This window comes from Rhodococcus sp. P1Y, from assembly GCF_003641205.1.
GTDB lineage: Bacteria > Actinomycetota > Actinomycetes > Mycobacteriales > Mycobacteriaceae > Rhodococcoides.
Genome location: NZ_CP032762.1, coordinates 4,241,756 through 4,255,831, shown reverse-complemented (window position 1 = coordinate 4,255,831; position 14,076 = coordinate 4,241,756). Strand labels below are relative to the sequence as shown.

The following is a 14,076-nucleotide window of genomic DNA, read 5'->3' as shown; positions in this document are numbered from 1 at the left end:
ATGTGTCCTGTGTGGGTAAGACTTCAAGTCTGTCGAGAGAATGAGCGGTAAATGAGTATCGAGGTGTCCAACGAGTCGGGGATGGATATCTCCGAGCCGGAACTCGTGAGCGTGGCACGGTTCGCGATCGCAAGTATGGACGTTCACCCCGCCGCCGAGCTGTCGATGGTGCTGGTCGACTCGGCGACGATGGCCGATCTGCACATGCGATGGATGGACCTGCCCGGTCCGACCGATGTCATGTCGTTTCCGATGGACGAGCTCGAGCCCGGCGGACGGCCGGACGCCCCCGAACCTGGGCCGTCGATGCTCGGAGACATCGTGTTGTGCCCATCGTTCGCCGCCGATCAAGCTGCAGCTGCTGGACATCCGCTCGAACACGAGTTGGCGTTGCTGACGGTGCACGGGGTGTTGCATCTGCTCGGCTACGACCACGCAGAGCCGGATGAGGAGAAGGAGATGTTCGGTCTCCAGAACCGGATCCTCGAAGAGTGGTACGAGGATCTTCGGCGGGCGGAAGAGGCCGATGTCCAGGCGGCGCGCGACGAGCGTCTGCTCGGTAAGACCGGGTTCGCCAGGGACGAGAACCTGTGAGCAATGCGCCGGCACTGATCGTCTCCGCTGTGGTGCTGGTGCCCGTCGCAGGGCTTTTCGCCGCAGTCGATTCCGCACTCAACACGGTGTCGCGGGCGCGTCTCGAAGACATGGTCAAGGACGAACGTTCGGGTGCCATCGGTCTCCGATCCATAGTCGCAGATCGCCCGAGGTACGTGAATCTGACGGTGCTGCTTCGGATCCTGTGCGAGATCGCCGCGACTGTCTTGCTCGCGGGCGGAATGATGGACCTGTTCTCGGAAACTCTCGCGCTTGCTGTGACGGCGATCGTGATGGTTCTCGTCAGTTACGTCGCGGTCGGTGTCGGTCCGCGAACTCTCGGTCGGCAGCACGCATACTCGATCGCGCTGTCGGCAGCGTTTCCTCTGCGGGCCCTCGGTTGGATCCTGGGCCCGGTCAGTCGTCTGCTCATCCTCATCGGAAATGCCATCACCCCCGGCCGTGGATTTCGCAACGGCCCGTTCGCCTCTGAGATCGAGCTGCGCGAACTCGTCGACATGGCGCGCGAACGAGGCGTGGTGGCAGACGACGAGCGCCGTATGATCCAGTCGGTCTTCGAGCTCGGCGACACCTCTGCACGTGAAGTGATGGTTCCCAGGCCCGAGATGGTGTGGATCGAATCCGACAAGTCTGCAGGACAGGCGACGTCCCTCGCGGTACGAAGTGGGCATTCGCGAATCCCGGTGATCGGGGAGAACGTCGACGACATCGTCGGTGTCGTCTACCTCAAAGATCTTGTCCAGCAGACCTATTACTCCACCGATGGAGGTCGAGGCGTTCGCGTCGATCAGCTGATGCGTCCTGCCGTGTTCGTACCGGACTCGAAAGCCCTCGACAGTCTGCTGGCGGAAATGCAGCGCGACCGAAACCATATGGCAGTGCTCGTCGACGAATACGGCGGAACAGCAGGGCTCGTCACCATCGAGGACGTGTTGGAGGAAATCGTCGGAGAGATTGCCGACGAGTACGACGCCGACGAAGTCGCGCCCATCGAAGACCTCGGTGATGGTCGATACCGCATTTCGGCGCGTGTTCCGCTCGAGGATGTCGGCGAGTTGTTCGGGATCGACATCGAATCGGAAGACGTCGACACGATCGGTGGGCTGCTCGGTTACGAACTCGGTCGCGTACCGCTGCCCGGCTCGCGGGTCGAAACGCACGGATTGACCCTCGTCGGCGAAGGTGGCGCCGATCCCAAAGGTCGCGTTCGTATCACGACGGTTCTCGTCGAACGCGTACCCGCTCCGGAGGGTGACGACCGAGACGATCAGGTTTCCGAGACAGAAGACGCCGATGCTCGATAGCAACGGCGATACCACGACGACCATCCCGGCCCTTCGGCGGCGGGAAGAGCTGGGAGGTGCTCGATGACCGATTCGAGCGAACACGATTTCAGGTCCGGATTCATCTGTTTCGTCGGCCGGCCGAACACGGGGAAGTCGACGCTGACCAACGCGCTGGTCGGTTCGAAGATCGCCATCACGTCGTCTCGTCCACAGACGACGCGGCACACGATCCGCGGCATCGTCCATCGCGAGCACGCTCAGCTCATTCTCGTCGACACTCCCGGATTGCACCGTCCCCGAACGCTTCTCGGTCAGCGCCTCAACGACCTGGTGCAGGACACGTACTCCGAGGTCGACGTCATCTGCCTGTGCATCCCTGCAGACGAGAAGATCGGCCCCGGTGATCGGTGGATTCTCGAGCAGGTTCGCCACATCGCACCGAAGACGACGTTGATCGGTGTCATCACCAAGATCGACAAGGTCAAGAAGGAACGCGTCGTACAGCAGTTGATGGCGCTGTCGAAGCTGCTCGGTGAGGACAGCCACGTGATCCCGGTGTCGGCGGCGTCGGGTGAGCAGGTGGAGAAGCTGGTCGATCTGCTCGCATCGGAGTTGCCGCAGGGGCCTGCGTTCTATCCGGACGGTGAGTTGACCGACGAGCCGGAAGAAATCCTGATGGCCGAACTCATTCGCGAGGCCGCGCTCGAGGGCGTGCGTGACGAACTCCCTCACTCACTCGCCGTGGTGATCGAGGAGGTCACCCCTCGCGAGGGGCACGACAACATGCTCGACGTCCATGCCATCCTCTACGTCGAACGATCGAGTCAGAAGGCCATCATCATCGGCAAGGGCGGATCGAGACTGAAGGAAGTCGGTACCGCGTCGCGGCTTCAGATCGAGAAGCTCCTCGGTACGAGGATCTACCTCGATCTGCACGTCAAAATTGCCAAGGATTGGCAGACCGATCCCAAGCAGATGGGCAAACTGGGGTTCTGACGAGTTCGTCCTCGCCGTTGCGCGTTCGGCGCTGATCATATGGTCGCCGCTGCGGGAGTGTGAACCTGACCGGCGGAGTGGCAGAAGTCCATCCCACCTGCAACGTGGGAGACTGGAGAACGTGAGGCTCTACCGGGACAACGCAGTCGTGCTGCGCCAGCACAAGCTGGGCGAAGCCGACCGCATTGTCACGCTCCTGACCCGCGACAACGGCATCGTCAGGGCCGTCGCCAAAGGCGTCCGCCGTACGAAGTCCAAGTTCGGCGCCAGGCTGGAACCCTTCGCGCACGTCGATGTGCTGCTCTATCCGGGTCGCAACCTCGACATCGTCACCCAGGTGCACACCGTCAATGCGTTCGGCGGTGACATCGTCACCGATTACGGTTGCTACACCACAGGGTGCGCGATTCTCGAGACCGCGGAACGGTTGGCGGGCGAGGAACATGCCCCGGCGAAGCGCCTGCATCAGCTGACGGTCGGAGCTCTGCGTGCCCTGAGTGAACGTGCACGGCCCTCGGAACTGATTCTCGACGCCTTCCTACTTCGTGCCATGGGGTTCTCCGGCTGGGCGCCGTCGTTGACGGAGTGTGCACGATGCGCCGCGCCAGGTCCGCATCGCGCATTCCACGTCGCGGCAGGTGGTTCGGTCTGCGTCCATTGCAGACCACCCGGCTCGGCAACACCCATGACGGGAGTCATGGATCTGATGGTCGCGCTCGAACGGGGAGAATGGGACTACACGGAGACGACGTCGACGGCAGTTCGATCTCAGGCGAGCGGACTGGTCGCTGCTCATCTGCAATGGCATCTCGAACGTCAGTTGCGAACACTGCCACTCATCGAGAGGTCCGCGCCGCATCAGGGCGAGCCTGCTTCGTCCGTTGGATCGACCGTCGGGCAGGATGAAGACCGTGATTCTGCGACGAGAACCGCGTACTCAGCCTGACGAGGTGTCGGCGGTACGTCCCCCGGATCCACACCCGTCCGGTGCGAGACCGCCGATTCTTCAGCCGGAGCTCATCCCGAAGCATGTCGCCCTGGTGATGGACGGCAACGGACGCTGGGCTCAGGACCGTGGACTGCCGCGCACCGCAGGTCACGAAAAGGGCGAAGCCGTTCTCATGGACACGGTCTGCGGGTGCATAGACATCGGCGTCAAGTGGCTCTCCGCGTACGCATTCTCGACCGAAAACTGGAAGCGAAGCCCTGACGAGGTCAAATTTCTCATGGGCTTCAACCGTGACGTGATTCGGCGGCGCCGCGACGAGATGAACGAGATGGGCGTGCGCGTGCGATGGGCAGGGCGGCGACCACGGTTGTGGCGCAGCGTCATCAAGGAACTCGAAGTGGCCGAGGAACTGACGAAGAAGAACACGGTCATGACCTTGACCATGTGCGTCAACTACGGCGGCCGGGCCGAAATCGCCGACGCCACAAAGGAAATTGCGCGGCAGGTTGCCGCAGGCAAGCTCGATCCCGAGAAGATCACCGAGGCGACCGTCGCCAAATACCTCGACGAATCCGATATGCCGGACGTCGACCTGTTCCTACGTCCGTCCGGGGAGCAGCGGACGTCGAACTTCCTCATCTGGCAATCGGCCTACGCGGAGTTCGTGTTTCAGAAGAAGCTTTTCCCGGACTTCGACCGCCGGGATCTGTGGGAAGCATGCGTCGAATACGCATCACGTGATCGCAGATTCGGTGGAGTCAAGTATGAGTGAGCAGTTGTCTTTGCAATCCCGCGCAGAAGTAGCGTTGGCACAGTTCGCGACTGTCGTGGTGGGGGAGGAGGGCTCGCTCGGTTTCGATTATGCGGGCGCTCTGTGCTCACTTCGCTCGGTGGCACTGTCGCCGGGTTTGGAAGTGCTGTCGCTGACGGCAGTCCTGGCGTGGGATCGGCCACTGAAAGCTGCGTTGCACAAGAAGGTCGCTGACCGAAACGCGGACTCACAGTTCGGATCCATTTCGGTCAACGTCCACGAGAAGTCGGCAGATGTGTTGTTGCGCTACACTTTTCCAGCAAGCGGCCTGGACGACGAAGCGCTGATGACGATGCTGGTTCTCGTGCTCGGAGGGGTGGAGAAAGCCCGCGAAGGACTGTTGCCCTGAGTTACTTGGCCTTGCACTCGCTGCAGAGGCCGAAGATTTCCACGGTGTGACTGACCTCGGTGAAACCGTTGTCCTCGGCGACGCTCTGCGACCACTTCTCGACCGTCGGCCCTTCGACCTCGACGGTGTAGCCGCAGTCTCGACAGACCAGGTGATGGTGATGACCAGAGGAGCAGCGGCGGTACACGGACTCGCCGGTGTCGACGCGCAGCACATCGACCGTGCCTGCGTCGGCCAGGGTTTGGAGTGTTCGGTAGACGGTGGTCAGACCGATGCCCTCACCGCGCTTGCGTAGTTCGTCGTGCAGGTCTTGCGCGGAGCGGAACTCCTCGATGTCGTCGAGTAGGTCGGAGATCGCGCTGCGCTGCTTGGTTGCGCGTACGCCGACTGCCACGGGTTTACGTGGTCGTACGGTCTCGGTCTTGTCGGTCACGTGTTCAGCCTTCCTCGGCATGCGCCACGGCGTCGACGACGATGTGGGCGAGGTGGTCGTCGACGAGTCGGTAAAGGACTTCCCGTCCGTTGCGCTCTCCTTGCACCACGCCGGCAGCCTTCAGCACTCGCAGGTGTTGGCTGATCAGCGGCTGGGTCACTCCGAGGGCGCCCACGAGTTCGTGCACACAGCGCTCGGACTCCCGCAATTGAAGAACGATGGCGATTCGAACCGGCGCAGCCAGTGCCCGCAGGATGTCTCCGGCCGCGGCCAGTGTCTCCTTCGGAGGGATCGGCGCGGGTGGGGCGGAAACGAATGGATCGTGCGTATGGCCGCCGATCGCCACGTGATCGTCACCGAGGTGCGAAGGGTCTGTCTCCAGGATTGCCAACAGATTTCTCCTTCGATGAGTGCGCGGGTCCGGACTCCACCCTAGTGCAGTGAGTGTTAATGCAAACCATATCCATTTTGATATGCACGACTGTGCATGTCAAACCTCGGTGGGGACCGTTCGGAGAAACCACCGTCGACCGATAGGCTTCTGCTGGTATACGTCCCTCTCGCAAGACACCAAGATGGAGAGCTCCGCCAGTGGCACCCAAGTCCAAAGTCGAAACCGTCGCCAACCTCGCCAAGCGCCGAGGACTCGTCTACCAGTGCGGCGAGATCTACGGCGGTACCAAGTCGGCGTGGGATTACGGCCCTCTAGGCGTCGAGCTCAAGGACAACATCAAGAAGCAGTGGTGGCGCAATATGGTCACCACCCGCGAGGACACGGTCGGTCTCGACTCATCGGTGATCCTGCCGCGTGAGGTCTGGGAAGCCTCGGGTCACGTCGAGACGTTCTCCGATCCGCTTGTCGAGTCGCTCATCACCCACAAGCGTTATCGCGCCGACCATCTCCTCGAGGCCTACGAGGAGAAGCACGGACGTCCGCCCGAGAACGGTCTCGCCGACATCCGTGATCCCGAGACCGGCGATCCGGGCCAGTGGACCGAGCCGCGCGCATTCTCGGGTCTGCTCAAGACGTACCTCGGACCTGTCGACAACGAAGAGGGACTGCACTACCTGCGTCCCGAGACCGCTCAGGGCATTTTCGTCAACTTCGCCAACGTGCTCACCACGTCGCGCAAGAAGCCGCCGTTCGGCATCGGCCAGATCGGCAAGAGCTTCCGCAACGAGATCACGCCAGGAAACTTCATCTTCCGCACCCGCGAGTTCGAACAGATGGAGATGGAGTTCTTCGTCAAGCCCGGCGAAGACGACGAGTGGCATCAGTACTGGATCGACTACCGCATGAAGTGGTACACCGACCTCGGCATCGACCCCGAGAACCTGCGGTTGTACGAGCACGCGCAGGAGAAGCTGTCGCACTACTCCAAGCGGACAGTCGACATCGAGTACCGCTTCAAGTTCCAGGGCAGTGAGTGGGGCGAGCTGGAAGGCATCGCCAACCGCACCGACTACGACCTGACCGTGCACTCCAAGGCATCGGGCCAGGACCTGAGCTACTACGAGCAGGCAACGGACACGCGCTACACGCCGTACGTCATCGAGCCCGCAGCCGGTCTGACACGTTCGCTGATGGCATTCCTCGTCGACGCGTACACCGAGGACGAGGCTCCCAATGCGAAGGGCGGCGTCGACAAGCGCGTCGTGCTCAAGCTCGATCGTCGCCTCGCACCCGTCAAGGTTGCTGTGCTCCCGCTCTCGCGCAACGCCGACCTGACGCCCAAGGCCAAGGATCTCGCGCAGCAATTGCGTCAGTACTGGAACGTCGAATTCGACGACGCCGGAGCCATCGGGCGCCGCTACCGTCGACAGGACGAAATCGGCACGCCCTTCTGCATCACAGTCGACTTCGACACCATCGACGACCACGCCGTGACCATCCGCGAGCGCGACAGCATGGCTCAGGAGCGCGTCGCACTCGACCAGGTCGAGGCCTACCTCGGGCAGCGACTGCTCGGAGCGTAGTTCGCCATTTTCGCTTGGCCCAAGGTGACCGAATGTCTCATTCGGTCACCTTGGGCGTTTTCGGGCTGCAGCGAACGGCTCATTCGGTCACTCTGAGTGTGCGACTGTCTCATTCGGTCACAAGGCGGAGCGAACGGCTCATTCGGTCACTCTGAGTGTGCGACTGTCTCATCCGGTCACCCCGAAGACGAGGGCGCGTCTAGAACCGGCCCCGCCAGCGCGTCCACCACCACCGCCACCGAAGCCGCCACCGCCGCCACCCCCCGAAGCCACCACCACCGAAGCCGCCACCGAAACCTCCGCCGCCGCGGCTGCCCTGCAACATGCTGTCGATGAGGATTCCGCCGAGAACGGCGCCCGCGGTGCCGCCTCCACCACCGCCGCGTGGCCGTCTGCGCTCCTCCCAGTTGGCTACGTCGGCCTGAGCAGTCTGTGATGCACGGGAACCTAGTTGGGCTGCCGCCTGGGCGTGCTGGAGTGCTTTCGCTGGGTCCGACTGTTCCAGCTGCCGTGCAGCGTCGAAATGGCGTTCGGCCTCGGCCAGTCGAGTTCGGGCTTCGGCGCCGACGCCTGCGCGTCGTGTCGAGATGTAGTCCCGGGCGGCGGTGATCTGCGACTGCGCCCCACCGAGATCGCGCGCGAGGCGTGCGCGAAGCAGGTCCTCTTGGGTTTTCGCTTCGGTTGCGTCCTCGACCACCTCGTCGAGGTGTCGGTCTGCTTCCACCAGTTGGTTGAAGCTGCCGAGCGGATCGGAGTCCTTGGACGCTTCGGCATTGCGCAGCGCCTGTTCGGCCGCGGCGCGAGCATTCTGCAATGCGGTGCCACCGTGCTGTGCCAACGACGACGACGCTGCGATGTCGCTGCGGACGTCCTCGATCGCCGCGGGGAGCGTCGCGATGGCGTTGCGGATGTCGTTCTCCGCGTGGTCGACTCCGTCGAGAAGAGCCCGAGCTTGGTCGACGGCCTTCTCCGCCGTGCGAACGGCCGACACCAGCGCACCTTGCTGGCCTGCTGGCTTGGATGCGGCGTCGCGACCGATCGCGATGTTCTTCTCGGCCAATTCGATGTCCTCGCGGGCGATGTCGACGTTGGAGATGATCGACGCCAGTGCGGGCGCGGCGAACTCGGCCCGCAGCTGCGTCAACACCGTTTCCGACTCGGGAACGCGCACCGTGAGAGCTACGACGGCCTGAGTCAGCGAATCGAGCCGTGGCCCGGAGTTGATCAGTAGATCCCGCATCGACTCGAACTCTGCGACGCGGGAGTCCAATTCGTGATCGGCGCGTCCGCACGAGGAGATGATCTGGATCAGGAGCGCGCGGCGCTGATCAGGTGTCTCGGGGATGGCGTCGTCGAGGCGTTGACGAACTTGAAACGCCGACGCGAGTGCCTTCTTGGCTTCGTCGAATGCTGCGACGAAGGGGGCTGCTGTGGTGTCACCGAATTCGGATCGCGCGATCGCCAGTTCTTCCTCGCTCGCGCGGACCGCGTTGTCGGTCTCGACGAGCATCGAATGTGCGCGAGCATCGAGGATGTCGAGGGGAAGTGCGGACAGTGAGGTCGTGTCGGTGGGATCGATGTTGTTCGCCGCTTCGATACCAGCTTGTCGACGTGCCTTGTTTCGCCGAGACGAGTAGACGACGGCGCCACCTCCCGCGACAACGACGGCGCCTGCGCCGATCAACCAGGGCGTGCTCGACCCGCCCGAACCGGAATTCGCATACGCGTCACCGAGTGAACCTGCGGTGACGATGGCTGCCCCAGCCCAGTCGTCCTCGCGCAGAGCCGGTTCGATGTTGTCGGTCTCCATCTCGTCGATCTCCGCCTGGGTGATTTGCGTCAGACCGTCGGCCACCCATGTTGCGTACGATCGATCCACGGTCGCGACGGCGAGCAGTGCGTCTCGATCTCCGAAGCCACTGGCTGTGGCGGTAGCTCTGGCCCAGTCGGCGGGCGCCGTGTTGTCGAAGTCCGCGACGTACACGACCCAGAGTCGGATTCGGTCGGCGTCGTAGAGATCGTCGATCGCAGTCTGTACGTCGGTCGATTGGCCCTCGTCGAGTGCCTGCACGTTGTCGGTGATCTGGCCGGCCAGTCGCGAGGGAGCTTCCGCGGACGCCTGCCCGCTCGCGCCGAGAAGAACGGCGAAGCCGAGGAGGGTGGTGAGTGCGCTGAGTGCGAGGAACCGCTGGATACCGTGATGCTTCGCCGTGTCGACTGCCATGAAAACTGAATCTACCGGCAGTACGGACGCAGAGGGTCAACCGCGGATCTGAGCAGCAATCCGTTGCCTGTGCTCGCGCACGAATGCTCGGTCCAGCTCGTACATTGGAACGTGGGCCGCCGGTGTTCGAGGGTCGAGAGTCAACGTCGTCAATCGGTCGACGATTAGGTCGGGCACCAGGTGGGCGTGTGGCGTCGGGTAGAGCTCGAAGATTCGGCGCAGGCGCCCGAGCCGGTCGATGCTCCTCGGCCATCCACCGTCGGTGAGGTTCTCGTCGGCGCAGAGCGGCGCAAATCGATACGCGAAATAGGCGAGGTCATCGACCCGCCGTCCCGGTCCCGCCTCGTCGAAGTCGATCAAACCGACGGGTTCGACGCCCTCGAAAACGAAATTGTAGGGCGCGGCGTCCCAGTGGCAGATGACCTCTGGTACCGCGCCGAGCGGCAGGTGCTTGGCATGCCCGGCGGGCAATCGGAGACCAACGGTGACGTCGTGCAGCTGCCTCACGACGGCGACGGCGGACTCCATCGCGGCGATACTCCGGATCGGCTCGGGCATCGGATGATTCCCGACGGTTCCGTCGACGTGCGACAGGATTTCGCGCCCCTCCTCGTCGACGCCGAGGAATCTGGGGGAGTAGCTGAATCCGGCCACCTCGAGGTGTGACAGCAGCTCGTGCACGGCGTGAGAGTGCCGCCCGGTCGTCCGTCGGACGGTGTCTCCGATGCGGACCACGCGGTTGCGGTTGCCTCCGTCGAGGATGACCTCCTCGTCATTCACCGATGACCCCGAGGGTCGAGTTCGTCGCACGATCGATGCCACGTCGATGTATCCACACGTGCTGCATACCGTGCGTCGACGCAAAGGACAAGGCACCGACAGTAAGGACGAACCGTCGACCATGACACTTGTCATGCCGCGATCGTGACGTACGGACGAGGGCTCGGAGGGCGTACGCGAGGAGAGTTCTTCCTATGACAACGACACCAGCGGTGCACCTGGAGCACCTCAGCAAGTCCTTCGGCAAGGTCCAGGCGGTGGCCGATGTGAGTTTACGAATCGAACCCGGCGAGGTCGTGGCGTTTCTCGGTCCGAACGGGGCGGGCAAGACAACCACGATCGACATGATGCTCGGGCTCGCAGAGCCGGACTCCGGCAGTGCCAGGGTATTCGGGGCCGCACCTGCCGAGGCGATCAGAGCAGGACGCATCTCGGCAGTCATGCAGTCCGGCGGCCTGATTCGAGACCTGACCGTGCGCGAAACTGTTCGCCTCACGGCTGCCCTGTTCTGCCACACTCAACCGATCGACGACGTGATAGAACGGGCGGGCATAACGGCGATCGCCAATCGCAGAGTGGCGAAGTGCTCGGGCGGCGAGCAGCAGCGACTCAAGTTCGCACTTGCGCTGCTTCCAGAGCCGGACTTGTTGATACTCGACGAGCCCACCACGGGAATGGATGTCGAAGGACGCCGCGACTTCTGGAATGCGATCCGGCACGATGCGCGCGGCGGTCGGACTGTCCTGTTCGCGACACACTATCTGGACGAGGCCGACGCCTACGCCGATCGAATCGTGTTGTTGCGGCACGGACGAATCGTCGCCGACGGTAGCGCGGCCGAGGTGAAGAATCTCGCGTCCGGTCGAACCGTCACGGCAACGGCTCCAGGTATCGACAGCTCCGCACTGTTGCGCCTGCCAGGTGTCGACCAGGTGGAGACCCGCGGCGAACGCGTCATCGTCCACGGACGTGATTCTGACGCAGTTGCTCGTCACCTCTTGGATATCGGAGCCGTCGACCTCGAAATTGTCTCCAAGAACCTCGAGGACGCGTTCCTCGCCTTGACCACCGACCGATCCAACGATCTCGTGGGGAGCACGAAATGACTACTTTGACAGCCCGTCCGACACTCCGTCTCGGCGGCTTCAGCCCGACGTTCCTCGGACTCGAAATCAAGAGACTGGTCCGCAACCGTCGCACCGTTGTGTTCACGCTCGTGATGCCGCCGGTGTTCTTCGTGATCTTCGGAACGCAATCAGATTTCAGTACCAATTACGCATTCGCCAACGGGAACGTGACGGCCTTCGTCGCGATCAGCATGGCCGTCTACGGCGCGATGCTCGCGGCGACGAGCGGTGGGGCGATGGTGTCGGTGGAGCGAGCGCAAGGGTGGAGCCGTCAGCTGCGTCTGACTCCGCTTCGGCCGGTCGCTTATATCGCGACCAAAATGCTGGTCGCCATGACGATGGGTCTCGCATCGGTGATCGTCGTCTACGCAGTCGCTGCCATTTTCGGCGCGGACATGCCGATCTGGGCCTGGATCACGACTGGCGTCATCGCCTGGCTCGGTAGTTCGGTGTTCGCAGCGTTCGGTCTGTTCATGGGATATCTGCTGCCGTCCGAGAACGTGATGCAGGTACTCGGGCCAGTCCTTGCTGTCCTTGCCTTCGCGGGCGGACTGTTCGTCCCGCTCGCGGACAGCGGGTGGTTCTCGATGATTGCTCAGTTCACACCGCTCTACGGTCTTGCCACTGTGGCCAGAGCTCCATTCACCGAGCCGTCGTTGAGCACCCTCGCCGTGGCCGTACTCAACCTCGTCGTCTGGGCAGGACTGTTCATAGCGGGCGCCGCGATCCTGTTCCGTCGCGATACCAAGCGTGTGTGAGCGGGAGTACTAGCGTGAGCACCATGACGACACCGGTCGAGACGGATGCATTCGGAGGCGCAGAGACTCGGATGTTCCGTTTCGGCTGGGTCTTCGGTTTGCTCTGGTTGTTCTATCTGGCCTATCCGCTCGGCGAGTCACTCCAGCTTGCACAAGTGTGGCACCGGATCGTCGGAGTAGCGGCCGTCGTGGGTTTCGGCGCTACGTTCGTGATCACGTTCTGGAGCTTTCGAAAAGCCAGCCGGTCCGGGCGCCGTCTCGGCACTTTGTGGGCGTGGGCGGGTTTGATCATCATGGCGCTCCTGACCCTTGTCCTCACGCTGTTGATCGGCAGTGAAGCGTTCGGCGCGACGATCTACATGGCAGTCCTCGCGGTGATGACGTTGCCCAACCGTCAGGCCTGGTCTTTGGTCATCGTCCTCGCTGCAGTGATCGAACTGGTTCCGCGCGTGGTTCCCGACTGGAACCCGGGCTCCTTCTTCGCCTTTCAGCTGCTGATCAGTGCGGTCGCGGCCTGGGGCATCACCCAGGTCTTCAAACGCAATCACGAACTCGCCGTTGCGCGTCAGCAATTGGCGGATCTGGCAATCGTGGCCGAACGCGAACGGGTCAGCCGCGACGTCCACGACATCCTCGGACACTCGCTCACCGTCATCACCGTCAAAGCAGAACTTGCAGGTCGGCTCATCGAGATAGATCCGGCCCGCGCGGCCGTCGAGATCGCGCAGCTCGAAACCCTTGCACGGGAGGCATTGAGCGATGTCCGATCGACCGTCGGAGGCATGCGCAAGGTCGATGTCGCAACGGAGTTGATCTCCGCGCGTTCGGCATTGGATGCCGCAGGAATCGAGGCCGCACTCCCGCCGGACGCCGACGTCGTTCCCTTGCGCAATCGTGAACTCTTCGGTTGGACCCTGCGCGAAGCGGTTACCAATGTGATTCGCCACAGCGGCGCTCGACGATGCGGTGTAGAAGTGAGCCCTACCCGAATAGAAATTTGTGATGACGGGACCGGAATTTCGGAAACGTCGTCGGGCGACGGCAACGGTCTTCGAGGACTGGCAGAGCGGGTGGCGGCGGTGAGCGGGACTCTGACCGTCGGACGGTCCTCGTCGGGAGGATTTCGAGTGGAAGTGGTCTCGGCATGAGCATTCGTCTGTTGCTGGCGGACGACCAAGCGTTGGTGCGCGGTGCGTTGGCAGCACTGTTGGACTTGGAACACGATCTCGACGTCGTCGCCGAAGTGGGCCGCGGCGACGAGGTCGTGGCGGCGGCGTTGGAATGCGCGCCCGACGTTGCGTTGCTCGATGTCGAGATGCCCGGGCTGGACGGAATCGAAGCCACTGCCGAGTTGCGAAAACGTGTGCCAACCTGTCGCGTGTTGATCGTCACCACGTTCGGGCGACCTGGATATCTCCGCCGAGCCATCGATGCGGGCGCCGGCGGCTTCGTCGTGAAGGACACACCGGCGAGGCAGCTCGCCGACGCAGTTCGCCGCGTCCACATGGGCCTGCGCGTCGTGGATCCGACGCTTGCCACCGAGACATTGACCGACGGGATCTCACCGTTGACCGCGCGTGAGCAGGAGGTTCTTCGTGCTGCGGCAGCAGGCGGAACAGCCGCCAGGGTGGCCGCCACGTTGAATCTGTCGGAGGGGACAGTGCGGAACCATTTGTCTTCGGCGATCGGCAAGACCGGTACGAGTACCCGTGCCGAGGCGGTCCGCGTCGCGGTGGAACGAGGCTGGTTGTGAGGCCCGACTGCGCGCCGA

15 protein-coding genes are annotated in these 14,076 nt (G+C 63.0%); 11 read left to right on the top strand and 4 right to left on the bottom strand.

What is annotated here, in order from left to right; translation table 11 throughout:
* Window positions 1-51: 51 nt before the first annotated feature.
* The 6 genes from ybeY (at window position 52) to D8W71_RS19605 (ending at window position 5,006) form a co-directional block, all read left to right on the top strand.
* Window positions 52-594, top strand: coding sequence for an rRNA maturation RNase YbeY (ybeY, locus tag D8W71_RS19630; RefSeq protein ID WP_121115817.1), 543 nt, complete (start codon window positions 52-54; stop codon window positions 592-594).
* The gene (locus D8W71_RS19625) at window positions 591-1,919 is read left to right on the top strand and encodes a hemolysin family protein (protein WP_121115815.1); all 1,329 of its coding nucleotides are present in this window, start codon (window positions 591-593) and stop codon (window positions 1,917-1,919) included. Before ybeY ends, D8W71_RS19625 begins: the two co-directional genes overlap by 4 nt.
* A gap of 63 nt (window positions 1,920-1,982) precedes the next feature.
* On the top strand, window positions 1,983-2,897 hold the full coding sequence (gene era, locus D8W71_RS19620; protein WP_121115813.1) for a GTPase Era: 915 nt from the start codon (window positions 1,983-1,985) through the stop codon (window positions 2,895-2,897).
* A 121-nt stretch (window positions 2,898-3,018) separates the two neighbouring features.
* Window positions 3,019-3,843 carry a DNA repair protein RecO gene (gene recO / locus D8W71_RS19615; RefSeq protein ID WP_121115811.1) on the top strand — a complete coding sequence of 275 codons (825 nt, stop codon included), beginning with the start codon at window positions 3,019-3,021 and terminating at the stop codon, window positions 3,841-3,843.
* A complete protein-coding gene (locus tag D8W71_RS19610; RefSeq protein ID WP_121115809.1) occupies window positions 3,800-4,618 on the top strand; it encodes an isoprenyl transferase in 819 nt (272 codons plus the stop codon). Before recO ends, D8W71_RS19610 begins: the two co-directional genes overlap by 44 nt.
* Window positions 4,611-5,006, top strand: coding sequence for a hypothetical protein (locus tag D8W71_RS19605; protein ID WP_121115807.1), 396 nt, complete (start codon window positions 4,611-4,613; stop codon window positions 5,004-5,006). The genes D8W71_RS19610 and D8W71_RS19605 overlap by 8 nt, the downstream gene beginning before the upstream one ends.
* A gap of 1 nt (window position 5,007) precedes the next feature.
* Here the strand turns inward: D8W71_RS19605 and D8W71_RS19600 are convergent, their stop codons facing one another.
* Both D8W71_RS19600 and D8W71_RS19595 read right to left on the bottom strand, forming a co-directional pair.
* Window positions 5,008-5,460: a Fur family transcriptional regulator gene (locus D8W71_RS19600; protein ID WP_121115805.1), complete on the bottom strand. Its 453-nt coding sequence runs from the start codon at window positions 5,458-5,460 to the stop codon at window positions 5,008-5,010.
* A complete protein-coding gene (locus tag D8W71_RS19595; RefSeq protein ID WP_121119590.1) occupies window positions 5,444-5,785 on the bottom strand; it encodes an ArsR/SmtB family transcription factor in 342 nt (113 codons plus the stop codon). The genes D8W71_RS19600 and D8W71_RS19595 overlap by 17 nt, the downstream gene beginning before the upstream one ends.
* A gap of 245 nt (window positions 5,786-6,030) precedes the next feature.
* Between D8W71_RS19595 and D8W71_RS19590 the strand changes: the two genes are divergently transcribed.
* Window positions 6,031-7,416, top strand: coding sequence for a glycine--tRNA ligase (locus D8W71_RS19590; protein WP_121115803.1), 1,386 nt, complete (start codon window positions 6,031-6,033; stop codon window positions 7,414-7,416).
* A 199-nt stretch (window positions 7,417-7,615) separates the two neighbouring features.
* On the opposite strand, the gene D8W71_RS28200 is transcribed toward D8W71_RS19590, so the two are convergent.
* Both D8W71_RS28200 and D8W71_RS19580 read right to left on the bottom strand, forming a co-directional pair.
* Window positions 7,616-9,640 (bottom strand): TPM domain-containing protein, encoded by a 2,025-nt coding sequence (locus tag D8W71_RS28200; RefSeq protein ID WP_268959789.1) that lies wholly within the window; start codon window positions 9,638-9,640, stop codon window positions 7,616-7,618.
* Between the two features lie 36 nt (window positions 9,641-9,676).
* Window positions 9,677-10,420, bottom strand: a complete 744-nt coding sequence (locus D8W71_RS19580; RefSeq protein WP_161965471.1) for a phosphotransferase — start codon at window positions 10,418-10,420, stop codon at window positions 9,677-9,679.
* Window positions 10,421-10,614: 194 nt separating this feature from the next.
* Here D8W71_RS19580 and D8W71_RS19575 point away from each other — a divergent pair, with 194 nt between their 5' ends.
* From D8W71_RS19575 to D8W71_RS19560, 4 genes are read left to right on the top strand one after another with little or no spacing between them, the layout of a single operon-like run.
* A complete protein-coding gene (locus tag D8W71_RS19575) occupies window positions 10,615-11,526 on the top strand; it encodes an ABC transporter ATP-binding protein (protein WP_121115801.1) in 912 nt (303 codons plus the stop codon).
* Entirely contained in the window at window positions 11,523-12,305 is a 783-nt protein-coding gene (locus D8W71_RS19570) for an ABC transporter permease (protein ID WP_121115800.1), read from the top strand. Before D8W71_RS19575 ends, D8W71_RS19570 begins: the two co-directional genes overlap by 4 nt.
* Window positions 12,306-12,328: 23 nt before the next feature.
* Window positions 12,329-13,453 (top strand): sensor histidine kinase, encoded by a 1,125-nt coding sequence (locus D8W71_RS19565; RefSeq protein ID WP_121119588.1) that lies wholly within the window; start codon window positions 12,329-12,331, stop codon window positions 13,451-13,453.
* On the top strand, window positions 13,450-14,058 hold the full coding sequence (locus D8W71_RS19560) for a response regulator transcription factor (protein ID WP_121115798.1): 609 nt from the start codon (window positions 13,450-13,452) through the stop codon (window positions 14,056-14,058). The genes D8W71_RS19565 and D8W71_RS19560 overlap by 4 nt, the downstream gene beginning before the upstream one ends.
* The last annotated feature ends 18 nt before the right edge of the window (window positions 14,059-14,076 follow it).

Coding starts and splice junctions, on each gene's coding strand:
- ybeY (WP_121115817.1), top strand. CDS start 52: ATGAGTATCGAGGTGTCCAACGAGTCGGGGATGGATATCTCCGAGCCG.
- era (WP_121115813.1), top strand. CDS start 1,983: ATGACCGATTCGAGCGAACACGATTTCAGGTCCGGATTCATCTGTTTC.
- D8W71_RS19610 (WP_121115809.1), top strand. CDS start 3,800: ATGAAGACCGTGATTCTGCGACGAGAACCGCGTACTCAGCCTGACGAG.
- D8W71_RS19605 (WP_121115807.1), top strand. CDS start 4,611: ATGAGTGAGCAGTTGTCTTTGCAATCCCGCGCAGAAGTAGCGTTGGCA.
- D8W71_RS19600 (WP_121115805.1), bottom strand. CDS start 5,460: ATGCCGAGGAAGGCTGAACACGTGACCGACAAGACCGAGACCGTACGA.
- D8W71_RS28200 (WP_268959789.1), bottom strand. CDS start 9,640: ATGGCAGTCGACACGGCGAAGCATCACGGTATCCAGCGGTTCCTCGCA.
- D8W71_RS19575 (WP_121115801.1), top strand. CDS start 10,615: ATGACAACGACACCAGCGGTGCACCTGGAGCACCTCAGCAAGTCCTTC.
- D8W71_RS19570 (WP_121115800.1), top strand. CDS start 11,523: ATGACTACTTTGACAGCCCGTCCGACACTCCGTCTCGGCGGCTTCAGC.
- D8W71_RS19565 (WP_121119588.1), top strand. CDS start 12,329: ATGACGACACCGGTCGAGACGGATGCATTCGGAGGCGCAGAGACTCGG.
- D8W71_RS19560 (WP_121115798.1), top strand. CDS start 13,450: ATGAGCATTCGTCTGTTGCTGGCGGACGACCAAGCGTTGGTGCGCGGT.